The sequence below is a fragment of the Janthinobacterium sp. FW305-128 genome, assembly GCF_020858135.1.
GTDB lineage: Bacteria > Pseudomonadota > Gammaproteobacteria > Burkholderiales > Burkholderiaceae_D > Janthinobacterium.
The window spans coordinates 102,535-125,344 of sequence record NZ_JACYMK010000006.1 but is presented as its reverse complement, the minus strand read 5'-3'; the positions used below and the strand labels follow the sequence as shown (position 1 = coordinate 125,344).

Genomic DNA, 22,810 nt, shown 5'->3' with positions numbered 1-22,810 from the left:
GTCATTCGGAGCGCGGCCGCCATATCGGCGGCACGCTGTTCAATTGGTTTTATACGACCTGGTCCAGCGTTTTGCCGGTCAATGCCGTGCGCACGCTGCGGTCCATGCGGCGCGAGGCGAAATCCTCGGTGCCGTCGGCCAGTGCTTCGATCGCCAGCTTCAAGGCCTGGTGGTCGATGGCGCCGCTTTGCGACTGCACGATGGCGTCGCGCACCTTGGTCATCAAGCCATCGACAGCCACGCGCTCGGTGTCGTCCAGCAAGCCGCCGTCCTCGTCCAGCGCCGACTGCGTGGCCAGCAGGATGCGTTCCGCTTCCACCTGCTCTTCGCGCAGCGCGCGCGCCACCATGTCGGTGTCGGCCGACGTGTACGAATCCTGCAGCATGCGGGCGATGTCGTCGTCGCCCAGGCCGTAGGCCGGCTTGACGCTGATCGACGCTTCCACGCCCGAGCGCAATTCGCGCGCCGAGACGGACAGCAAGCCGTCCGCATCGACCTGATAGGTGATGCGGATGCGCGCGGCGCCCGCCACCATCGGCGGAATGCCGCGCAATTCAAAACGCGCCAGGGAACGGCAATCGCTGACCAGTTCGCGCTCGCCCTGCAGCACGTGCACGGCCAGCGCCGTCTGGCCATCTTTAAATGTCGTGAATTCCTGGGCTCTGGCGCACGGGATCGTCGAATTGCGCGGGATGATCTTTTCCACCAGACCGCCCATGGTTTCGATACCGAGCGACAGCGGAATGACGTCCAGCAACAGCCAGTCGTCGCCGGCGGCACGGTTGCCGGCCAGCAAGTTCGCCTGGATGGCCGCGCCCAGCGCCACCACTTTATCGGGGTCGATATTTGCGTGCGGCGTCGTGTGGAAGAATTCGCTGACGGCGCGCTGCACGTGCGGCATGCGCGTGGCGCCGCCCACCATCACCACGCCGTCGACGTCGTCCGCATCCACGTTCGCGTCGCGCAGGGCTTTCTTGATGGCGTTCATGGTCTTGGCCACCAGGTGCTGCGTCATGGCGGCAAAGTCCGCGGCCGTGATGCGCAGGTGGATCTCTTCGCCCGAGTTCAGGGCCGCGTCGATCATCGTTTCCGGCTTGGTCGACAGCATTTCCTTGATTTCGCGCGCTTTCACCATCAGGATGGCCGTGTCTTCGTCCGACAGCGGCGCCAGCTTGGCCTGCTCGCTGATCCAGCAGAACAGGCGGCGGTCGAAATCGTCGCCGCCCAGGGCCGAGTCGCCGCCCGTGGACAGCACTTCAAACACACCCTTGCTCAGCTTCAGGATCGAGATATCGAAAGTGCCGCCGCCCAGGTCGTACACGGCGTACACGCCTTCGGAGGCGTTGTCGAGGCCATACGCGATGGCGGCAGCCGTCGGCTCGCTCAGCAGGCGAAGCACATTGATGCCGGCCAATTGCGCCGCATCTTTCGTCGCCTGGCGCTGCGCATCGTCAAAGTAGGCGGGCACGGTGATCACGGCGCCCACCAGGTCGTCGCCCAGCGAGTCTTCCGCGCGCTGGCGCAAGGTGGCGAGGATTTGCGCCGACACTTCGACGGGGCTTTTCACGCCGGCCACGGTTTTCAGCTGCACCATGCCAGGCGTATCCTGGAAATCGTACGGCAGGTTTTCCGCGTAGGCGATGTCGGCCAGGCCGCGGCCCATGAAGCGCTTGACGGAGACGATGGTGTTCTTCGGGTCGGTGGTTTGCGCGGACAGGGCCTTGTAGCCGATGTTGGCGTGGCCGTTCGGCAGGTAGCGCACGACGGAGGGCAGCAGGGAGTGCCCTTCTTCGTCGTTGAGCACCTCGGGAATGCTGTTGCGCACGGTCGCGACCAGGGAATTGGTGGTGCCAAGATCGATGCCGACGGCCAGGCGGTGCTGGTGCGGCGCGGTCGACATGCCTGGTTCGGAAATTTGCAGAAGTGCCATTGTATTCGTGCCTCGATTAATTTTTTGCGTGATGCAGCTGATGCCTGTCGCGCATTATAAGACGCGCGCCGGACTGGCGCTTGGTCAGTCAGGCTTCCAGCGCCTCGTATGCAAAACGCACTTCCTCGCCGAATTTGTCGAGGAACATCAGGGCGCGCACGCTTTGCGCCGCATTCACGTAGTCGGCGGCGTCCAGCTGGGCGGCCACCTGGGCCAGCAGTGCCTTGCGTTCGCCGCGCAGCTGGCGGTCCAGGGAGTCGAGCGCGTCGGCATCCTTGCCCGCGCGCGCATCGCCCAGTTCCTCGCGCCATTCCATCTGCTGCATCAGGAAGCTGACGGGCATGGCCGTGTTCGATTCCGTCTGCAGATCGACGCCATTGAGTTCGCACAGGTATTGCGCGCGCTTTTGCGGGCTTTTCAGGGTTTGGTAGGCTTCATTGGCGCGCGTGGCCCATTGCATCGCCACGCGCTTTTCAGCGCTGCTGGCGTTGATGAAACGGTCCGGGTGGACCTTGCCCTGCACGTCGCGGTAGGCCGCGTCCAGCGCGCTCATGTCGAGCCCGAACTGCGCCGGCAACTGGAATAATTCGAAGTGGTTTTGCATAATTGTCAGTGGTCGCTGTACCGCAATCGATGGGTACAGCGCACCGACCGGGGTCTTGCCAGCTGTTTAAATCCTGAAGGACTCGCCGCAGCCGCAGGCGTCTTTTTCGTTCGGATTGTGGAACTTGAAGCCTTCGTTCAAGCCTTCGCGCGCGAAATCGAGTTCCGTGCCGTCGATGTAAGGCAAGCTTTTCGGGTCGACGAAGACTTTCACGCCGTGCGATTCGAAGACGCTGTCTTCGGCCGCCGCCTCATCGACATATTCGAGCTTGTAGGCCAGGCCCGAGCAGCCCGTGGTGCGCACGCCGAAGCGCAGGCCCATGCCCTTGCCGCGCCGTTCGATATAACGGTTGATGTGTTTCGCCGCTTTTTCGGTCAGTGTGATCATGTATTTCTCCGTAACTGCCCCGGCCTTGCGGCTGGGGCGGGCTACCAACGATTAAGCTGCTGCCGGGTGACGCGTTTGATAATCCAATACCGCCGCCTTGATGGCGTCTTCCGCCAGGATGGAGCAGTGGATCTTCACTGGCGGCAGGGCCAGTTCTTCGGCGATCTGCGTGTTCTTGATGGCCAGCGCCTGGTCCAGGGTCTTGCCCTTGACCCATTCCGTTACCAGCGAGCTCGACGCGATGGCCGAACCGCAGCCATAGGTCTTGAATTTCGCGTCTTCGATCAGGCCATCGGCGCCGACCTTGATCTGCAGTTTCATCACGTCGCCGCAGGCGGGCGCGCCCACCATGCCGGTGCCGATGGTTTCATCACCCTTGTCGAAAGCGCCCACGTTGCGCGGGTTTTCGTAGTGATCGAGTACTTTGTCCGAGTAAGCCATTTTGATGCTCCTTTAATATTCTTGCCGGCCCCGTCAACAGGGGCCACGGTGTTGGTTAGTGGGCTGCCCATTGGATGGAATTGATGTCAATGCCATCTTTAAACATGTCCCACAGCGGCGACAGTTCGCGCAGCTTGTGTACTTTCGATTTCAGCAGGTTCACGGCGAAGTCGATGTCTTCCTCGGTCGAGAAACGGCCGATGGTGAAGCGGATCGAGCTGTGCGCCAGTTCGTCGCTGCGGCCCAGGGCGCGCAGCACGTACGATGGCTCCAGGCTGGCCGAGGTGCAGGCCGAACCGGACGACACGGCGATATCCTTGATCGCCATGATCAGCGACTCGCCTTCGACGTAGTTGAAGCTGACGTTCAGGTTGTGCGGCACGCGGTGGTCCATGTCGCCGTTGATGTAGACTTCTTCGATCTCTTGCAGGCCCTTGGCCAGGCGGTCGCGCAAGGCCTTGATGCGGCCGATTTCGCTGTCCATCTCTTCCTTGGCGATGCGGAAGCTTTCGCCCATGCCGACGATCTGGTGCGTCGGCAAGGTGCCCGAGCGCAGGCCGCGCTCATGGCCGCCGCCGTGCATCTGCGCTTCCAGGCGCACGCGCGGCTTGCGGCAGACGTACAGGGCGCCCACGCCTTTCGGGCCGTAGGTTTTATGTGCCGTGAAGGTCATCAGGTCGACCTTGGTCTTTTGCAGGTCGATGACAACCTTGCCCGTCGCTTGCGCGGCGTCGCAATGGAAGATGATGCCTTTCGAACGGCAGAACACGCCGATCTCGTCGATCGGCTGGATCACGCCGATTTCGTTGTTCACCAGCATCACCGACACGAGGATGGTATCCGGGCGCACAGCCGCGGCCAGCTGCTCGACGGTGATCAGGCCGTTGTCCTGCGGTTCCAGGTAGGTCGCTTCGAAGCCGATGCGTTCCAGTTCGCGCACCGTGTCGAGCACCGATTTGTGCTCGGTCTTGACGGTGATGATGTGCTTGCCCTTGGTCTTGTAGAACTGTGCCGCGCCCTTGATGGCCAGGTTGTTGCTTTCCGTCGCGCCGGACGTCCAGATGATTTCGCGCGGATCGGCGTTCACCAGGGCCGCCACGTGGCCGCGTGCCTCTTCCACGGCTTTTTCCGCCGTCCAGCCATACATGTGGCTGCGCGATGCCGGATTGCCGAACTGCTCGCGCAGGTAGGGAATCATCTTGTCGGCGACGCGTGGATCGATCGGCGTGGTGGCCGAGTAATCCATGTAGATCGGGAAATGCGGTGCGGTTTCAAAGTGCACTTGGCCTACGTTTTTTTCTGGGGCGTTCATCAATAACTCCTGCAATCAGCAACTTGGTATTTTGTTATGTTCAACCGAGGGCGGCGTGGTTACGGTGCATCACCATCACGCTTTGTTCGGCAATCTTTTGTCTCTGCTGGTCGACCAGGTCCTGCAAGGACACAGAATCCAGATAATCGACCATTTTTTCATTGAGCGTGGACCACAATTCATGCGTCATGCAGCGCGCGCCCGTGGCCGCGTCGGCGCCGTGGCAATGTTCCTTGCCGCCGCACTGCGTGGCATCGAGCGGCTCGTCGACGGCGATGATGATGTCGGCCACCGTCACCTTGTCGGCACGGCGCGCCAGGCTGTAGCCGCCGCCCGGACCGCGGATCGATTCGACGATCTCATGCCGGCGCAGCTTGCCGAACAGCTGCTCCAGGTAGGACAGGGAAATCGACTGGCGCTGGCTGATGCCGGACAAGGTGACCGGTCCCTTGCCCTGGCGCAGGGCAAGATCGATCATCGCTGTCACGGCAAAACGGCCTTTTGTAGTCAGACGCATACATCCTCTGGTCAACTGGTTTAAAATATTGCGGTTTTTCAACTCCTCAAACCCCGAGTAGTTGAATGATTTAGTCAAGTATAACAAATTCGGCGGGGTTTGTCAGAGCGCCCCTCGATGACCACAGGGCGGGAAGGGGCATGGCCGGCCGCGCCAGGCGCGGCGGCATCAGGAAAACAACAATACTGCTCAGGCACGCAGAGCGCTACGTACTTTCATTAACTCAAACCCCAGCAGGTTCAAGCCGTCCCAGCGGGCCGGATCGCCGATGCGTGGATTGTCCGACGCCAGGCCCACGCCCCAGATGCGGTCGACGGGACTGGCTTCGACGATGACGCGCTCGCCCGTGCCCAGCAAGAACTTGCGCAGCGCGGCTTTTTGCGAGAACTTGGCGAAGTTGCCATCGAAGACGATGCCCGCGCGCGCCGCCTCCCATACCCTGGCGTCAAAATTGGCCACTTCGCGCCCCAGCTTCTTCACTTCCGACGGCCGTTCGGCCGCCACGATGCGCGCCTGCACGGCCGTGTCGCCGAACAGGGCCGCCTTTTGCGCCATCATGTAGTGCTCGGCCGTGGCATACGTCACGCCAGCCAGGCTGAACGGCGACGGAAACCACTGACTGAAGCAGCTTTTGTCGGGCACCTGCGGCTGCGCCGGCGTGTGGCCCCAGAAATACAGATAGTCGGGCTCGCCGCCCGCCGCGATCCACGCCTTCAATTCTTCCACGTTACTGATTTGCATATTCCCCGCACTTCCGCCAGACAGGCGATGATTCAAGCTCAAGCACGCAACAGCTGCATCGGGCCAAACAGGGCCTGCATGTCGCTGTTGCCGATAAAGGACAGATTATACGGATGTTCCGCCGTCACCTGCGGCAAGGCTGCGGCCACCGGCAAGCGTTTGATGAGCTCGGCAATCTTGCCCCACAGCACCAGTTGCGGCAAGGCCGCCCCGCCCTGTTGCGCCAGCGCTTCCAGCACCACCTGCAGGAAAGGCAGCCAGCCGCGCGCATCCTGCACGGGCGGCACGTGGGCACGGAATACCAGCGCCGCGTTGAGCAGCAAGAAACCCTGCTCCGTCATCTTGCGCTGCAAGTCGGGCAGGGTCTGGATCACGCCGCTGCCGGTTTGCAGCGCGGCGGCCGCCACGGGCGCCATGGCGACGCCCGAGGTGTCGCCAGCCTGCAGCTGGCCATCGGCCACCAGCAGCATCTTCATGAAATTGCGCAAGGAGGTGGCGCGGTTGACGGGTTTCGACAGGCCCGTCGCCGACCACAGGCTGCCGACGGCGCCATCCATGAAGCACACGCCCGTGGCGCTGTCGGCACGCGGATACGGCCCCTCGCCCACCAGCACGTAGCGCACCTGCGCCAGCGGCAGGGCAAAGGCGGCGAACAGCCGGCCCTGCGTGGGCAGGTAATCGTCGGCGGCCAGCGCCGGCAGGTAGGCGGGATCGGCCGCCATCACGGCGTGCAAGCCGCGCAGCAGGACGGGACGCCAGGAAGCATGCGCCAGGGACAGGGCATCGGCGATGCTGGCAGGAACGGTTGTTGCGGTCATGGCGCGTCAGTAAAATATTTGGGCAAACGCAAATTGTAGCCTACCGGCAAGCAGGCATTGACTGCGCAAAATCAATTCCGCATAAAAAAGCCCCGGCCTGCATGCTGGCCGGGGCGGCTTACGTTTGATGCGGCTCAAACTTACTCGGCGTCAGGCTGCTGCGACGGATGTGCGGCGGCAAACGCCGGCAAGCCGGCGCAATGCGCATGGATGCGCGCCACGCGCGGGTACGGCGCCAGGTCGATGGCAAAGCGCTGCGCATTGAACACTTGCGGCACCAGGCAGCAATCGGCCATCGTCGGGCTGTCGCCATGACAGAACAGGCCAGCTCCGGCCGGGTCGCCCTGCGCCAGCAGCGCTTCCACGGCTGCCAATCCCTCGGCCATCCAGTGGCGGTACCATTCCTGCTTGGCCTCGTCCGACAGCCCCAGCGTGTTTTTCAGGTATTTCAGGACGCGCAGATTCGTCAACGGATGGGCGTCGCAGGCAATCGCCAGCGCCAGCGCGCGCACGCGGGCGCGTCCCAGCGCATCCGCCGGCAGCAGCGGCACCGCTGGCCGCGTCTCGTCGAGGTATGCGAGCATGGCCAGCGACTGCGTCAGGATGGCGCCCTCGTCGTCGAGCGCCGGCACCAGGGCCGACGGGTTGACGGCGCGGTAGGCCGGCAGCAGCTGCTGGCCGCCGTCCTGCAGCAGGTGCACGGGGATGCTGTCGTAGGCGATACCCTTCAAATTCAAGGCAATGCGCACGCGGTAGGCGGCCGAACTGCGGAAATAGGTGTACAGCTTCATGGGGCGCCCTCCCCTCAGGCGCGGCCGGCGTACAGGGCCACGGTTTGCTCGATGCTGCCGAAGATGCTGGCGCCCGCCGCGTCGCGCATCTCGATGCGCACCGTGTCGCCGAACTTCAGGTACGCCGTCTTGGGCGCGCCGTGTTCGATGGTTTCATACATGCGCACTTCGGCCAGGCAGCAGTAACCGACGCCGCCGTTTTCGATGCTGGAGCCGAACAGGTTGCCCTGCTTGTTCGACACGGTGCCCGAGCCGACGATGCTGCCGGCGCCCAGTTCGCGTGTCTTCGCCGCATGGGCGACGAGCTGCGCAAAATTGAAGGTCATGTCTTCGCCCGCATTTGGTTTACCGAACGGTTTGTCGTTCAAGTCCACCAGCAGCGGCAGGTGCAATTTGCTGTCCGCCCAGTCGGCACCCAGTTCGTCGGGCGTGACGGCGACGGGCGAAAACGCGCTGGCCGCCTTCGACTGGAAGAAACCGAAGCCCTTGGCCAGTTCGCCCGGGATCAGGTTGCGCAAGGAGACGTCGTTGACCAGCATCACCAGCCGGATCGCTTTCGCCGCGTCGTCCACGCCGGCGCCCATGGCCACATCGCCCGTGATCACCGCCACTTCCGCTTCCAGGTCGATGCCCCACTCTTCCGACAGGGCGAAGATGGGGTCGCGCGGGCCGATAAAGCTGTCGGAGCCGCCCTGGTACATCAGCGGGTCCGTGTAGAACGAGGCCGGCACTTCCGCGTTGCGCGCCTTGCGCACCAGTTCCACGTGGTTGATGTAGGCCGAACCGTCGGCCCACTGGTAGGCGCGCGGCAGCGGCGAGTGGCACAGATTGGCATCAAACGGCTGCGCGTCCGGCGCCTGGCCCGCGTTCAGGGCCGCGTAGGCGGTTTCGAGCTTGGGCGCCACAGCGTCCCAGTTGTCGAGCGCCGCCTGCAGGGTGGGAGCGATGGCGGCCACGCGCTGGTACTGGCGCAGGTCGCGGCTGACGAGGATCAGGGCGCCGTCGCGGCTGCCGTTTTTCAGGGTTGCGAGTTTCATGGAGTGTGTTCCTTGTTAGGCGTAGTGTTCAGATGGATGCCGTGGGCGGCGCTCAGGCTTCGGCCGGCGCGTGCATCCAGGCGGCGTGCTTCGGCGCGCGGCGCGTCTGCGACCATTCTTCCAGCATTTCCCATTTGACGGCGTCCAGTTTGGCCATCATCTCGGGCGTGCCCACGTTGGCCGCCAGTTCCAGGCGGTGGCCGTTGGGGTCGAAGAAATAGATCGACTGGAAGATGGCGTGGTTCACCGGGCCCAGCACCTCGATGCCGGCGGCTACCAGGCGCTCCTTGGCGGCCAGCAGTTCCTCCATGCTGCCCACTTCCAGCGCCAGGTGCTGCACCCAGGCCGGGGTATTGCGGTCGCGGTCCATCGGCGGCTGCGTCGGCAGTTCAAAAAAGGCCAGCACATTGCCCTGGCCCGCGTCGAGGAAGACGTGCATGTACGGGTCCGGCGCCTTGGTCGACGGCACCAGGTCTTCGGCGATGGCGAGGACGAAATTCATGTTCAAATGCTTGACGTACCACTCGACGGTTTTCTTCGCGTCGATGCAGCGGTAGGCGACGTGGTGGATTTGCTTGATCTTCATAATGTCTGTCTCCGATGGATGGCGGGTTTTTCAGCTTTTCACCATTAGAATCGAGTTACAGCTATCATACAAACAATTTTTAACCATCGATTTATCGGATTATCTTATGAGTCCCAGCCTGCGACAGATGCGCGCCTTCGTGGCGCTGGCCAAGACCGGCAGCTTTACCCTGGCCGCCGAATATCTGCACGTGACGCAATCGGCCTTGAGCGGCTTGATCAAGGAACTGGAAAGCGTGCTGGGCGTGCGCGTGGTCGAGCGCAGCACGCGCAAGACGCAGCTGTCGGAAATCGGCCGCGAACTGTATCCGCTGTTTGAAAAGATGATCGAGGACCTCGACGGCGCCATGGCCGGCATCGCCCAGCGCAAGGCCCTGAAGACGGGCCTGGTGCGCATCGCCGCGCCGCAGATGATGGCGTGCACCCTGCTGCCGGAAGTGATCGCCGCCTACCGCCAGGCGCACCCGGACGTGCAGCTGCGCCTCGTCGACTGCCCCGTGGAAAACGTGTCGGCGCGCGTCTTCAGCGGCGAAGTCGATTTCGGCATCGGCCCCGAGCGCGATCCGACGGCGGAAATCGCCGCGCAAGTGCTGTTCGAGATGCCCTTCGTACTGGTCTTCCCCGAGCAGCATCCGCTGCAGCAGAAAGAGCGCGTGACCTGGGCCGACGTGGGCGACTACCCGTTCATTTCGCTGCAGGGCCAGTTCACAGAGCGTTTGCTGCGCGACATGCACGGCGCGTTCCGCGAACTGTCGCTCAATCCCTATAACGAAGTGACCTTCATGACGACGGCGCTGGCCATGGTCAGCGCCAACCTCGGCATCACGGTCTGCCTGCCGTACGCGGAGCCGATGGTCAAACTCTACAAATTGCACATGCGCACCCTGCACGAGCCGGAACTGACGCGGCGCTTTTTCGTCTACACGAAGACGGGGCGTTCGCTGTCGCCGGCCGCCGAAAGCTTCATGGCATTCCTGTTCCGCTTTGTCGAGACGCACGAGTGGAACGTGGGAGCGGGCGGCGGCACGGCCCGCGAGGCGCTGTCGGCCGGCGGCCCGGCCGGCGCCCCTTTATAATGGCGCATCGCCCCTTATCCACTTGCACCATGACCCAGCCTGACCAGCACGCCCTGTCTGCCACCGACGCCGCCATCATCGCCATCAACCAGCGCATGAACAAATTCGACGGCCATGAGCAGGTCTGGCTGTTCGGCTATGGCTCGCTGATCTACAAGGCGGACTTCCCCTATATCGAACGGCGCCCCGCCAGCATCGAAGGCTGGACGCGGCGCTTCTGGCAAGGTTCGCACGACCACCGGGGCACGCCCATGGCGCCGGGCCGGGTCGCCACCATCGTGCCGCAGGCGGGCGCCGTGTGCGACGGCATGGCGTATCTGATCACGCCCGAAGTCTTCGCCCACCTCGACCACCGCGAAAAAAACGGCTACCTGCGCCTGGCCACCGACATCACCTTCGACGATGGCAGCAAGGTCGAAGGCCTGGTGTACATCGCCAACGAGGAAAACGCCGCCTTCCTCGGCGCCGCATCGGAACTCGATATCGCGCGCCAGATCGCCCGATCAAATGGCCCCAGCGGTCCGAACAGCGAGTACCTGCTGCACCTGGCCAGCGCCCTGCGCGAACTGGGCAAGAGCGATCCGCATGTCTTTTCCATTGAGCAACATCTGGCGCAGATGCAAGCACAGGATAATGCCCACGATAGCGCCGCAACGCCCTCCGGCGCCCTCCGGCGCCTGAGGTAGCCTGAGGTAGCCTGAGTCTAGCCTCTGCCTCCGCGTTTCCGGACGGCGGCGCGCCACTTCTGGCAAGCGACGGCACTCCTCCCAGCCGCAGGCCTGCCTCGCCCGCATTGCTGCCCATGAGCGCAGCCCTGCGGCATCAGCGGTGACGCCGGTTTAACTTAAAACAAATCCAGCTGCCCCGCATTGCCTTTTTTTACTTTTGCACCCAGCGGCGGCACCACCAGCGGCCGGCGGAATTGCGTGCAATCGAGCTGCTTGAAGCGGCCGCCCTTGCCGTGCAGCCCCAGCCGGTGCACGGCCTTTTCAAAGCGCTGGCGGATGAGGTCAGCCCACACGCCCTCGCCGCGCATGCGCGCGCCGAACGCGCTGTCGTAATCCTTGCCGCCACGCATTTCGCGCACCCGGTTCATCACGCGCTGGGCACGCTCCGGAAAGTGCGCTTCCAGCCATTGCTGGAACAAGGGGCTCACTTCCCACGGCAGGCGCAGCACCACGTAATGGGCGTGGATGGCGCCCGCGTCGCGCACGGCTTCGAGCAGCTGCTCGATTTCCGGCTCCGTCACGAAAGGGATGATGGGCGCGATGCTCACACCCACGGGAATACCCGCCTCCGTCAGGGTGCGGATGGTGCGCAGGCGCCGCGCCGGGGCGGCCGCGCGCGGCTCCAGGGTGCGCGCGATGGCCGGGTCCAGCGTCGTGACAGTGACGGCCACGGCGGCCAGGCGCCTGGCCGCCATGGGCGCCAGGATGTCGATATCGCGCTCGATCAGCGATGACTTCGTGATCAGCGCCACGGGGTGGTCGCATTCGTGCAGCACTTCCAGCACGCGCCGCGTCAGCTGGCGTTCGCGTTCGCACGGCTGATACGCATCGGTATTGACGCCCAGGGCGATCGGTTCGGGCACATACGACGGCTTGGCCAGTTCGCGCCGCAACAATTCGGGGGCGTTCACCTTGGCGTAGATGCGGCTTTCGAAATCCAGGCCCGGCGACAGGCCCAGATAGCTGTGCGTGGGGCGGGCAAAGCAATAAATACAGCCATGTTCACACCCCCGGTACGGGTTCAGCGACACGTTGAAGGGCAAATCGGGCGAAGCGTTGCGCGTGAGAATGGTGCGCGCCTGTTCGTCGCTGACCTGCGTCTTCCATCCCGGCGCCGCCTCTTCCCCAGCCGCCTCGTCCAGGCCGCCCACGCTCCAGCCGTCATCGAAACCGGCGCGCGCATGCGTCTCGTGGCGCCCCTGCAGGTTCGAGATGGCCCCGCGCCCCTTTTGCGCTTTCAGCGATTGCGGCGGCAACATGGCTTGCCCGGCGAAGCTGTCATCGTGCTCTGGAATGATTGCTTTCATGAACGGCCCCATCAACTGTATATACGTACAGTATACTATGCCGCTGTGCGGCCAAGATCAAGGGCTACCGTGCTGTCGTTTCAAGCTTTTTCGCCATGCGGCATGACATAACTCAACTGCTGCGCGACAAACCCGTCAAATGCCGTGATCAAGGGAACGAAGCGGGAAGCGTCCTGCTCCAACTGCATCAGGGCATAACACGTCGCTTCCAGCGTCGATAACTGGTCTGGCGCATGCGCCTTGCGGATCAGATAATGGGAAGTGGGTGTATCGCGCAGCGGCAGGCGCGGCAACTGTTGCAACAGGGGATTCAGATACAGCATCTTGCGGCTCTTGCGCCAGGTGGCGTCCAGCACCACCAGCCGCAATTGGCTCGAAAATCGGGCCGGATCGAGCAAGATGGACGGGTCGAGCGCTGGCGGCGGCGCGATGCCCAGCGAACGGTCGCCTGGCGTATCCGGGTACAGCAGCACATTGTGCTTGCCGGCCAGCAGTTCGGCGAGCGCGTCCGGGGCAAACTGTTCGCCCGTCAGCAGGCGGCTGTTGGGCAGGCTCAGATGCAGCAAGCGGGCGCTGCCCTTGGCGTTGTGGACTTCCAGCGGATGCTGGAGGATCAGCACGTCCACGGCGTGGGCGACGGGGGCAGTCCAGCGGCAAATGCAGCTGGACGCAGCGCGCAGGCAGACCGGGCAGCGTGCGCGTTTGGCGGGTTCAGCCTGGAAGGAGGATGCGGCGCCAGGGCTGGCGATCGCGCTGGAAATAGAGCTGGAGGTACGGCGGGTGGTCATGGCGGAGCGCGTTCGCGGGATTCTTCAAGCCGCGATTGTAGCGCCCGTGCCATGCCAAGGGAAAGCTGCGCTTAAAACACCTGCGCTTAAAACTCTTCCCAGTCGTCGGCACCGGATGCCACCGTCGTCTTCGGCGCGCGTGCGCGCACAGCGTCCGCTGGCGCCGCCTTGCCCGGCGCAGGCGCGGCCACGGCGGGTGCCGGCGTCCGCGGCGTGGCGTGCCGCATGGCAGGCCGCACCGCAGCTTTGATGGGCGCCGACGCCGTCACGGACGGGCCAGCACTGGCCGAAACATAGCGCTGTGTGGCATCGAGCTTGAACACGCCCACCACATCGGCCAGCTTGGCTGCCTGTTCCTGCATGGATTCGGCCGCCGCCGCCGCTTCTTCCACGAGGGCCGCGTTTTGCTGCGTCACCTGGTCCATCTGGCCGATGGCCCGGTTGACTTGTTCGATGCCGGTGCGCTGCTCATCGCTGGCGTCGGTGATCTGGTTCATGATCTGCGTCACGTGGCTGATGCTTTGCACGATCTCGTCCATGGTGCGGCCCGCCTTGTCCACCAGTTGCGAACCGGCCTCGACCTTTTGCACGGAATCGTCGATCAAGCCCTTGATTTCCTTGGCCGCCGCGCTGGAGCGCTGCGCCAGGTTGCGCACTTCGGAGGCCACGACGGCAAAACCACGGCCCTGCTCGCCGGCGCGGGCCGCTTCGACGGCCGCGTTCAGGGCCAGGATATTCGTCTGGAAGGCGATGGCGTCGATGACGCTGATGATGTCGACGATCTTGCGCGAGGAATCGTTGATCGAGCCCATGGTGCTGACCACTTCCGAGACCACCACGCCGCCCTTGCTGGCGATCTGCGAGGCGTCGATGGCCAGCTGGTTGGCGCTGCGCGCATTGTCGGCGTTGAGTTTCACGGTGGAGGTCAGCTCTTCCATGGACGATGCCGTCTCTTCCAGCGAACTGGCCTGCTCTTCCGTGCGCGACGACAGGTCCAGGTTGCCGGCCGCGATTTCGCTCGACGCCGTGCTGATCGATTCGGTGCCGGCGCGCACCTGGCCCACGATACTGACCAGTTTATCGTTCATGTTTTTCAGCGCGTGCATCAGCTGTCCCGTCTCATCGCGGCTTTCCACGACGATATGGCTGGTCAGGTCGCCGGCGGAAACGGCTTGCGCCACCTCGACTGCACGCGTGATGGGACGCGTGATCGAGCGCGTGATCCAGTAGGCGCAGGCAATGCCCAGCAAGATGGCCACCACGCCCAGCGAGATCAGCAGCAGACGGCCGTTTTCGTAGCGCGAACGAATTTGCGCAGCCGTTTCGTCGAGCAATTTGGCTTCCAGCAGTTCCAGCTTCTTCAACGATGCCAGGTAGATGTCGCGCTTGGCGACCATGTCGCCTTCGTACAGGCGCTTGCCCAGTTCCAGATCGCCCGCATTCTTGGCCTTGAACACATTCTTGCGTACTTCCGTGTAAGCCTTGCGCGTGCTCAGCACCTCCTGGTACAGCGATTGCTCTTCGGCATTCAGCTCGCTTTTGCCGATAGCGTTCTGAATTTCCGTGGCGCGTGCCGACGAGACGGCCATTTCCTGTTCAAACTGCTTCTGGTGTTCGGGATCGCCGACTTTCCAGGCGGCCGCCGTGCGCGCCGCGTTCACCTCGATGACCTTGGTCCATTCACCGATCAGGCGCTCGTTGCGCACCTTGACGTTGACCAGCGCATCGGTTTCCTTGCTGGCGCTTTGCATCTGCACGATGCCCACCACGGTCAGGGTCGTCAACAGGAGCAGGACGGCGGCAAAACCGCCACCGAGACGTACGCCGATTTTGAGGTTTTTCATTGCGTGATTCCTATCTGAAAAAAACAATGCACAGACGCCACGAAACCGACGTGCTGCTACGTATCAATATAGCAGGCATCTGCCGTGCGGCAATCACGAGCGGCGACGCAATGGCAGGCGCGTCACCAGAATGGCAGCACGCCGCAGCGCACCACTTTGGAGCAGATTGTGAGTGAATCAGAGTGGTATTGCAAGAAATAACATGCAGAAAAGCAACAACCAGAAGACGGTTTGCCGCCACGAACGGGCGGCAGGCAAGCAAGGTCAGTTTTGCTTCACATAGATCAATTTTGATGTATCGAAACCCAAGCCACCGGCTTTCTCGATCAGGCGCCGCTGCAAGGCAGGATCCATGGTGGGCGTGCGAGACAGCAACCAGAAGTAGGATTTGTCGGGGCCGCTGATCATGGAATAGCTGTAATCTTGCTGGTCCAAATCAAACACGATGTAGGAACCATAGAAGGGACCGAAAAAAGACACTTTCAGGTAGCCCACGTCTTTCTTGTCGACGAAGTACGCCTTGCCTTCCGCTTCCTTCCACTTCGCGTCCGCATCCTGGTAGCCGCGGTTGAGCACTTTCAGGCCGCCATCCTGGCGCAGGCTGTAGTCGGCCGTCACGTGGCTCAGGCCCCGCTCGAACGAATGGTCGAGGCGCGCGATCTCATACCATTTGCCCAGATAACGGGTCGTGTCGAAGTTGCTAACTGGCACAATATTCTCGGGCCGGCCTACGCAGCCGGCCAGCACGAGCACACATAGCAATAATATTCTTTTCATGTTTTTCTCCATCGGGTTGAATCAGTCAGGGCAGCAGCGCGCGGTCCAGGATGCGGCGAATTGCGCCATTGGCTTGCATGCGCACGATGGCCGCATTGAATTGTTCGATAAAGTCATCGCGATAAGGGTAGGCGGCAGGCCGGCGCTCCGTAAAACCCAGGTGGCCCTGCTGGCTGGCCAGCTGCGCGGTTTCCTGTATCGCCTGCATCGGCGTGCCCGGCGCACCCTCGCGCCGGATGCGCTGCAATTCCCACTGCGCCGACAGGCGGTCGCTGACATAGCAATCGATACGCCCGCGCATCAGCTTGAGCAGATTCGTGCGCGTGCCCTTGGCCGTATCGAACACGATGCTGGCCGCTTGCAGGGCTGCCGTCTGTTGCGCATCGCCCAGCAAAAAACCCGCGTTCACGCCGATGTGCAGGCCGCCGTAATCGGCGGGCCACTGCCGCAGCGCGCGCTTCGCCAGCACGTCCTGGTTGCACAGCACCACCAGCTGCTCCATCAGCAACGGCACGGAATAGCGCACGTACGGCCGCTCGCTGCGCCACGAATACGGCGGATACAGGGCAAACGCCTCGCCTGTCTGCAGCATCAGCACGCCCCGTTTCCACGGCACGGGACGCAGTTGCACCGCATATTGCGGCATCGATTGCACGGCTTCGCGCACGATCTCCGTGTAGATGCCTTTCAGCTGGCCGTTGTCGACGTAGGAGTACGGCGGATAATCGTCGTCGCCATAGATCACCAGCGGCGTCGCCCCTTCCGCCCGCACACTGGCAGCGAGGAACAGGCATAGCGCGGCAGGCAGGATGAACATTCTGGACATGCCGGAAGATTAGCATGGAAGCGCGCAAACCGATCATCCGTTCGCGCTGTTCGTGCCCAGCATTTCGTCGAGTTGCGCCAGGGTGCTTGAATCCTTCACGACGGCGCGCAGCCACAGGTGCAGCGGCAGCTCGCCCCAGCTGGCAGCCTTGTCGGCCAGGTAGGCGACGGGGCTGTGCGGCTCCGTGCGGCGGAAAAAATCGGCCACCTGGCGCAGCTGGGCCAGCGCCTGCTGGCGCTGCACGACGGCGCTCCCGCCTGCGCCTGCGTCAGCGCCCTGGCCAGCGACCCTCGGCGCGCCGGCAAAGTCCGCATCCGGTGACAGCGGCGCGATGAAATGAATGGCGTTTTCCAGCGCTTCGCGCGCGGCGCGAAAACTCGGACCGTCGACGCCGAAACGCGCGTCGACGCTGCGCTCGAACGCCAGCAGCGACTGCATGCAGTACTGCGCATCGGCCAGCAAGGCGTCGGAAAAGGCGCGCGAGTTCCTTTGCCGCGCCGCCTCCATCTGCGCCAGGGTCACGCCTTCGTCGTGGCGCGCATCGCCCCAGCCCTGCTCCGCCGCGCCCGGCGCCAGGCTGGCGGCCGCGCGCTGGCGCGCCGCATCGAAATCCTGCAGCGAAAACAGGCCGTCGGCGCCTTCCGTCAGCGGAATCTCGCGCAGCAGCTGCGGCGTGCGCGAGAGCAGCCAGAAGACATTGCCGATGCGCTGCTCCTGGTCGCCCTCTTCCGCCGGCGGGTACAGGCCATCCCAGTAACGCTCGCACAGGCCGGCCAGCAGCGCGTAGCCGTCGCCCAGGCCGCGGAAGTGGCGCGTTTTCGCGTGCGCTTCGGCCAGCCACACGGCCACGCGCAAATCCTTGCTGTGCGTGGCGATCAGCTGTTCGCAGCGCGTCGCCACGAAAGGCCAGTCGGCTTCCTTCAGCGCCGTCACCCACTCGCCCTGGTCCAGGCTCGGGTCGTCGTGCTGGCGCGCGCGCGCGATGGCGTCGAGCTCCTGGCTGAAGGTGATGTCTTCGCCGCAGGGACTGACGGCGCTGACGGGGTGCAGCAACTGCTCCAGATTGAACATGGTGCCCTCCGCGGGGTGACGTTACTTGCTGACGTTATTTGATGGTGTATTTGAACTGCCCCTGCTTATTTGCAGTGACGCGTATCGATGCGACCGGCTCGCCTGCCGCCATGCGCGCCAGCACCGCTTCGGCGATCGCCGGCAGCAGGCTGCCGTTCAGAATTTGATCGACATTGCGCGCGCCCGAATCGACCTCGGTGCAGCGCGCCAGCACGGCGTCGACCAGGCCCGCGTCATGGCTGAACTGCGCCTGGTGGTTGCGCGCGATGCGCGCGCCTATCCTCGCCAGCTTCAGGGCGATGATTTCGGCCAGCACCGCGTCGTTCAGGGGAAAAAATGGCAGCACTTTCAGGCGCCCCAGCAGGGCCGGCTTGAAATGCGCCACCAGTTGCGGGCGCACCAGTTCTTCCAGCGCGGCCGGCGTGGGCAAGTCTTGCGCGACCCGGTTCAGGCAGGCGGCCATCATGGCGCCGGACCCCAGGTTCGACGTGGCGATGATGATGGTGTTGCGAAAATCGACTTCGCGCCCTTCCGCATCATCGAGCACGCCCTTGTCGAACACCTGGAAGAACAATTCGAGCACGTCGGGGTGGGCTTTTTCCGCCTCGTCGAGCAGCACCACGCTGTAGGGCTGGCGCCGCACGGCTTCCGTCAGCACGCCGCCTTCGCCATAGCCGACATAGCCGGGCGGCGAGCCTTTCAGGCCCGACACGCTGTGCGCTTCCTGGTACTCGCTCATGTTGATGGTTATGAGCTTGCGTTCGCCGCCGTACAGCAGATCGGCCAGCGCCAGCGCCGTTTCCGTCTTGCCCGTGCCCGACGGCCCCGTGAACAGGAACACGGCTTGCGGCTTGTTCGGGTCGTCCAGGCTGGCGCGCGCCGTGCGCACGCGCTGCGCCACCGCGTCGATGACGTGGTCCTGTCCCAGCACCCGTTCGCGCAGCGCGCCCTCCAGGGTCAGCACCGTGCGGATCTCGTCCTTGAGCATTTTTCCCAGCGGGATGCCGGTCCAGCCGGCGACGATGCCGGCCACCACCTGCGCATCGACTTCCAGCGGCGACAGCGGCGCCTCTCCCTGCAGGGCCGCCAGCTCTTCCTTCAGCGCCAGCAGGCGCGCCGCGCCGATCTCGCCCGGCCGCTCGCCGCGCAGCTGCGCGCGCAAGTCGCCAATCTGCGCCACCAGCGTTTTTTCGCGCTCCCAGCGCTGCGCCAGCGCCGCGATCTGCGCCTGTCCTTCGTCATGCTCGCGCCGCAGCTGCGCCAGGCGCGCGGCGCCGGCCTTGTCGGGCGCTTCGCCATCGGCCGCTTCGCGGCTCAGGGCGGCGATTTCCGCACCGATGCGTTCCTGCCGCCGGTGCGCGTTTTCCAGCTGCGCCGGCGTGGCGCGCTGGCCCAGCGCCACCTTGGCGCACGCCGTATCGAGCACGCTGATGGCCTTGTCGGGAAGCTGGCGCCCGCTGATGTAGCGGTGCGACAGGCGTACCGCCTCGACGATGGCGGCGTCGCGCACGCGGATGCCGAAATGGCGCTCCATCAGCGGCGCCATGGCGCGCAGCATGGCGCAGGCGATGTCTTCGCTCGGCTCTTCCACCTTCACCACCTGGAAGCGCCGCGCCAGCGCCGCATCCTTTTCAAAGTACTTTTTGTACTCGCTCCAGGTGGTGGCGGCGATGGTGCGCAGGGCGCCGCGCGCCAGCGCCGGTTTCAGCAGATTGGCCGCGTCGTTCTGTCCCGCCTGGCCGCCGGCGCCGATCATGGTATGCGCCTCGTCGATGAAGAGGATGATCGGATGCGGGCTTTTCGCCACCTCGTCGATGACATTTTTCAGCCGGCTTTCGAACTCGCCCTTCACGCTGGCGCCGGCCTGCAGCAAGCCCATGTCGAGCGCGTGGATGTGCGCGCCCTGCAGCACCTCGGGCACGTCGCCGGCAGCAATGCGCAGGGCCAGGCCTTCCACCACGGCCGTCTTGCCCACGCCCGCCTCGCCCGTGAGTATCGGATTGTTCTGGCGCCGGCGCAGCAGGATGTCGACGGCCTGGCGTATCTCGGCTTCGCGGCCGATCACGGGATCGAGCTTGCCGTCGCGCGCCAACTGCGTCAGGTCGGTGGTGAACTGGTCCAGCGCCGGGGTTTTCGTCGCCAGCGTAGCCACCGGGTCGACTGGCGTGTCGGCAAGCTGCGGCGCTGCCGCAGCTTCCTCCTCGCCGGAGCCGGCCGTGAGTTTATCCGGATGGTGTTTCAACTGCTCCACGCTGAAGCGGGCGAACAGCTTCGAGCCGCGGTACGCGAGCTGCGACAGTTCCGGCTCCGTCAGCAGCGCCAGCAACAGATGGCCGCTGCGAATGGGCCCTGGCCGCGTCGTGTCCAGCGAAGCGATCAGCCAGGCGTGTTCGAACAGCAGCGGCAAGTGACGCGAAAACACGGGCGTGCGCGCGCTGCCCGTCCTGAAGCCGCCGATCTCGCGGCGCAGGTCCGCCTCCAGCGCCGTCAGGCTGATTTCGCTGCGCCGCGCGATGGTGACGAAATCGCTGCGCTCCTGCTCCAGCAGCGCCAGGAACAGGTGCTCGACATCGACTTCGTACTGGCCCAGTCCCACGCAGATGGCGGCGGCGCGGGTGGCGGCCGTGCGCGCCGTGTCATTGAGTTTGGCGATCAAGGTTTTCAAATGATTGCTCATGCGGCGGCTCCCTTGCGGTTGATCGAATAGCGCAGCGACGACGGCTGCAGCACGGCGTCGAAATTGACCGCCTCGCCGCCGGTCATCACGGCCAGGGTGCCGCTGATGACGAAGCCGACGCGGTTGATGCTGCCCGCTTCGCGCTCCAGGCGGGCGCGCACATTGCGCAGGCGCGGTTCATGGCGTTCGATGGCCGCCTTCAGCGCGGCGCAGATGCGGGCGCGGTCATCGCTGCTGGACAGGCACATGCCGGCGAAATCGATGAGGCCATAGTTGACGATGGAGGCCGCGCATTCCGGATAGGCGTCGAGCGCGCCGGGCGGCAGGGCCACGCGCGTGTTGAGCAGTTCCTCCAGGTCGCGCGCCACCGCATCCTTCAATTGTTCCAGCGACAGGCGCACCGCCACGCCGCCCGCCGCACCGCCGCCGTCATCCATCAGGCGGTCAAACAGGCCAGGTACATAACTGTCCATGCGCTCTCCTGAAAAATCGGCGCGGCGCGCGGCGAAGGTGGCCGCCGCGCGCCGCGCACCATGGATCAAGCCACGCGGTTCGCGGCCAGGTCCCAGCCGCCCGAGGTATTGCCGCCGGCGCCGCCCGTCACTTTTTGCTGCGTGTATTTCCACTTCACTTTCGAGAATTTGAAGCCGACGTGTTCACCGAGGATGTCGCCTTCTTCCACATTCGGCGTCACGGCGCCGATCAATACGTTCTCGATTTCGATTTCAAAATACTTGACGCGCTCCCCCTGGCCATCGGCGCGCATGAATTCGAAGCGCGCCTTGGGGATTGTCTTGCCGGCCGAGCAGGTCTGCAACAGCACCGGCGAGGCCAGATCGGCCAGCTTGGAGATGACGATGTCCTTGTGTTCGCAGCGTTCGGCCGTGTGGCCGCCGCCCGTCGAAGCGGTGGCGGACTTCGGCTGCTCGACGCTCCAGCTGACCGATTTGCATTCGATCCAGTCCTTGTGCTTGTCATCGGTGGACTCGCCCTTGATGCCGTCTATCTGCAGATATACATCGATTGCCATGGTGTGCTCCTCTGGTTGAAAGATGGGTGATTCAGGAATTGGTCGACTTCGGCAACTCCGCGACCAGTCGGAGCGAAACGGATAATTCATCGAGCTGGAAGTGCGGCCGCAGGAACGACACGGCGCGGTACACGCCGGGCCGGCCCGGTACTTCATGCACCTGCACGGACGCCTCGCGCAGCGGGAACTGCGCCTTCTGTTCCTGGCTGGCGTTATCGTCGAGCAGCACGTACTGCATCAGCCAGCGGTTCAGAAAATCTTCCACGCTGGAGGCGGCGGCAAAGCTGCCGATCTTGTCGCGCATCATGGCCTTCATGTAGTGCGCGATGCGCGAGACGGCGAAGATGTACTGCAGCTGCGACGACAGCACCGCGTTGGCGTTGGCCGCGTCGCTGTTGTACTTGCGGCTTTTCTGCGCCGACTGCGCGCCGAAAAACGCCGCATACGCCGTGTTCTTGCAATGCACCAGCGAGATGAAGCCCAGGTCCGACAACTCCTTTTCGCGCCGGTCGGTGATCGCCACTTCGGCCGGGCATTTCAGGGCCACGTCTCCCTCGTCCGTCTTGAAGGTGTGGGTCGGCAGGTCGTCCACCAGGCCGCCGCCCTCCACGCCGCGGATGGCGGCGCACCAGCCGTAGTCGGCAAAGGCGCGCGTCAGCTTGCTGCCAAACGCATACGCGGCGTTACACCACAGGTATTTGTGATGATCGCTGCCGTCGACTTCCTCGACAAAGTTAAAACCGTCGACCGTGGTGCCGTCGACGGGATTGAACGGCAGCCGGCCCAGGAAGCGGGGCAAGGTCAGGCCGACGTAGCGGGCGTCCTCGGATTCGCGGAAGGCTTTCCATTTCGCGTACTCGACGGTATCGAACACCTTGGCCAGGTCGCGCGGCTTGCCCAGGTCACCGTAGCTTTCCAGGCCAAACAGTTCCGGCGCAGCCGAGGCGATGAAGGGCGCGTGCGCGGCGGCGGCGACGTGCGACATCTGCTCGACGAAATACATGTCTTCCGGCTGGCGCGAGATGGCGAAGTCGCCCAGCAGCGCCGCAAATGGCGCACCGCCGAAGGTGCCGAATTCCTCTTCATACACCTTCTTGAACATGCTGCTCTGGTCGAACTCCAGCGCGGCCTGGAAATCCTTCACCAGTTCGCGCTTGGTGGTGTTGAACATGCGAATCTGCAGGCGCGTGCCCGTGTCGGAATTGCCGACCAGGTAGCGCAGCCCCGTCCAGCTTTGTTCGAGCTGCTGGAACGGCGCCGCGTGCATGATTTCGCTGAGCTGGGCCGAGATCAGGCGGTCGATCTCCGCCACGCGCGCGTCCAAGGTGGCCGACAGGCTGCTCGACATCAGCACCGTGCCGTCGAGCACCTGGGCCACCAGTTCCGAGATCAGGTCACGCGCGCGCGCATGTTCGGCACCGGACTTGGCGACGCGGCTTTGCTCGACGATCTGGTCGAGCAAATCGGTCGCGGCCGGCGCGCCGGGCGTGGATACTGCTAGGGCCTCTGCCTGGGTACTCATC

Annotated in this window: 23 protein-coding genes; 2 read left to right on the top strand and 21 right to left on the bottom strand. The window is 64.0% G+C overall.

Annotated elements, in window-relative coordinates:
• Window positions 1–49: 49 nt before the first annotated feature.
• From hscA to IGS60_RS14180, 11 genes are all read right to left on the bottom strand, one after another.
• A complete protein-coding gene (gene hscA, locus IGS60_RS14230) occupies window positions 50–1,930 on the bottom strand; it encodes a Fe-S protein assembly chaperone HscA (protein WP_230505102.1) in 1,881 nt (626 codons plus the stop codon).
• Window positions 1,931–2,018: 88 nt separating this feature from the next.
• On the bottom strand, window positions 2,019–2,534 hold the full coding sequence (hscB, locus tag IGS60_RS14225; RefSeq protein ID WP_230505100.1) for a Fe-S protein assembly co-chaperone HscB: 516 nt from the start codon (window positions 2,532–2,534) through the stop codon (window positions 2,019–2,021).
• A 66-nt stretch (window positions 2,535–2,600) separates the two neighbouring features.
• Window positions 2,601–2,921, bottom strand: a complete 321-nt coding sequence (gene iscA, locus IGS60_RS14220) for an iron-sulfur cluster assembly protein IscA (RefSeq protein WP_034750079.1) — start codon at window positions 2,919–2,921, stop codon at window positions 2,601–2,603.
• A 51-nt stretch (window positions 2,922–2,972) separates the two neighbouring features.
• A complete protein-coding gene (iscU, locus tag IGS60_RS14215) occupies window positions 2,973–3,362 on the bottom strand; it encodes a Fe-S cluster assembly scaffold IscU (protein WP_034779562.1) in 390 nt (129 codons plus the stop codon).
• A 55-nt stretch (window positions 3,363–3,417) separates the two neighbouring features.
• On the bottom strand, window positions 3,418–4,644 hold the full coding sequence (locus tag IGS60_RS14210; RefSeq protein ID WP_275528016.1) for an IscS subfamily cysteine desulfurase: 1,227 nt from the start codon (window positions 4,642–4,644) through the stop codon (window positions 3,418–3,420).
• A 70-nt stretch (window positions 4,645–4,714) separates the two neighbouring features.
• Window positions 4,715–5,191, bottom strand: coding sequence for a Fe-S cluster assembly transcriptional regulator IscR (gene iscR / locus IGS60_RS14205; protein ID WP_034779566.1), 477 nt, complete (start codon window positions 5,189–5,191; stop codon window positions 4,715–4,717).
• 189 nt (window positions 5,192–5,380) lie between these two features.
• Window positions 5,381–5,932: an NADAR family protein gene (locus IGS60_RS14200; protein ID WP_230505099.1), complete on the bottom strand. Its 552-nt coding sequence runs from the start codon at window positions 5,930–5,932 to the stop codon at window positions 5,381–5,383.
• Between the two features lie 38 nt (window positions 5,933–5,970).
• Window positions 5,971–6,750, bottom strand: coding sequence for a uracil-DNA glycosylase (locus tag IGS60_RS14195; protein WP_230505097.1), 780 nt, complete (start codon window positions 6,748–6,750; stop codon window positions 5,971–5,973).
• Between the two features lie 140 nt (window positions 6,751–6,890).
• The gene (maiA, locus tag IGS60_RS14190; protein WP_230505095.1) at window positions 6,891–7,541 is read right to left on the bottom strand and encodes a maleylacetoacetate isomerase; all 651 of its coding nucleotides are present in this window, start codon (window positions 7,539–7,541) and stop codon (window positions 6,891–6,893) included.
• Between the two features lie 14 nt (window positions 7,542–7,555).
• Window positions 7,556–8,578, bottom strand: a complete 1,023-nt coding sequence (locus tag IGS60_RS14185; protein ID WP_230505093.1) for a fumarylacetoacetate hydrolase family protein — start codon at window positions 8,576–8,578, stop codon at window positions 7,556–7,558.
• A 52-nt stretch (window positions 8,579–8,630) separates the two neighbouring features.
• Window positions 8,631–9,164: a VOC family protein gene (locus IGS60_RS14180; RefSeq protein WP_070224143.1), complete on the bottom strand. Its 534-nt coding sequence runs from the start codon at window positions 9,162–9,164 to the stop codon at window positions 8,631–8,633.
• 106 nt (window positions 9,165–9,270) lie between these two features.
• On the opposite strand from IGS60_RS14180, the gene IGS60_RS14175 reads away from it, so the two are divergent.
• Together IGS60_RS14175 and IGS60_RS14170 are read left to right on the top strand one after the other, a co-directional pair.
• Entirely contained in the window at window positions 9,271–10,239 is a 969-nt protein-coding gene (locus IGS60_RS14175) for a LysR family transcriptional regulator (protein WP_230505091.1), read from the top strand.
• A gap of 29 nt (window positions 10,240–10,268) precedes the next feature.
• A complete protein-coding gene (locus IGS60_RS14170; protein ID WP_230505089.1) occupies window positions 10,269–10,925 on the top strand; it encodes a gamma-glutamylcyclotransferase in 657 nt (218 codons plus the stop codon).
• Between the two features lie 158 nt (window positions 10,926–11,083).
• Here IGS60_RS14170 and IGS60_RS14165 read toward each other — a convergent pair whose 3' ends face one another.
• From IGS60_RS14165 to tssC, 10 genes are all read right to left on the bottom strand, one after another.
• Window positions 11,084–12,226, bottom strand: a complete 1,143-nt coding sequence (locus tag IGS60_RS14165; RefSeq protein WP_230505333.1) for a PA0069 family radical SAM protein — start codon at window positions 12,224–12,226, stop codon at window positions 11,084–11,086.
• 128 nt (window positions 12,227–12,354) lie between these two features.
• Window positions 12,355–13,062, bottom strand: a complete 708-nt coding sequence (locus IGS60_RS14160; protein WP_230505087.1) for a tRNA-uridine aminocarboxypropyltransferase — start codon at window positions 13,060–13,062, stop codon at window positions 12,355–12,357.
• Window positions 13,063–13,148: 86 nt separating this feature from the next.
• Window positions 13,149–14,906: a methyl-accepting chemotaxis protein gene (locus IGS60_RS14155; RefSeq protein ID WP_230505085.1), complete on the bottom strand. Its 1,758-nt coding sequence runs from the start codon at window positions 14,904–14,906 to the stop codon at window positions 13,149–13,151.
• Window positions 14,907–15,170: 264 nt separating this feature from the next.
• Window positions 15,171–15,683 (bottom strand): lipocalin family protein, encoded by a 513-nt coding sequence (locus tag IGS60_RS14150; protein WP_070224147.1) that lies wholly within the window; start codon window positions 15,681–15,683, stop codon window positions 15,171–15,173.
• 25 nt (window positions 15,684–15,708) lie between these two features.
• Entirely contained in the window at window positions 15,709–16,509 is an 801-nt protein-coding gene (locus IGS60_RS14145; RefSeq protein WP_230505082.1) for an ABC transporter substrate-binding protein, read from the bottom strand.
• A gap of 33 nt (window positions 16,510–16,542) precedes the next feature.
• On the bottom strand, window positions 16,543–17,580 hold the full coding sequence (tssA, locus tag IGS60_RS14140) for a type VI secretion system protein TssA (protein WP_230505080.1): 1,038 nt from the start codon (window positions 17,578–17,580) through the stop codon (window positions 16,543–16,545).
• Window positions 17,581–17,614: 34 nt separating this feature from the next.
• Window positions 17,615–20,257, bottom strand: coding sequence for a type VI secretion system ATPase TssH (gene tssH, locus IGS60_RS14135; RefSeq protein ID WP_230505078.1), 2,643 nt, complete (start codon window positions 20,255–20,257; stop codon window positions 17,615–17,617).
• Window positions 20,254–20,730 (bottom strand): type VI secretion system baseplate subunit TssE, encoded by a 477-nt coding sequence (gene tssE, locus IGS60_RS14130; RefSeq protein WP_230505076.1) that lies wholly within the window; start codon window positions 20,728–20,730, stop codon window positions 20,254–20,256. The genes tssH and tssE overlap by 4 nt, the downstream gene beginning before the upstream one ends.
• A 65-nt stretch (window positions 20,731–20,795) precedes the next feature.
• Window positions 20,796–21,287 (bottom strand): type VI secretion system tube protein Hcp, encoded by a 492-nt coding sequence (locus IGS60_RS14125; RefSeq protein ID WP_034750126.1) that lies wholly within the window; start codon window positions 21,285–21,287, stop codon window positions 20,796–20,798.
• Window positions 21,288–21,318: 31 nt separating this feature from the next.
• Window positions 21,319–22,809 (bottom strand): type VI secretion system contractile sheath large subunit, encoded by a 1,491-nt coding sequence (gene tssC, locus IGS60_RS14120; protein ID WP_230505074.1) that lies wholly within the window; start codon window positions 22,807–22,809, stop codon window positions 21,319–21,321.
• Window position 22,810: the final 1 nt, after the last annotated feature.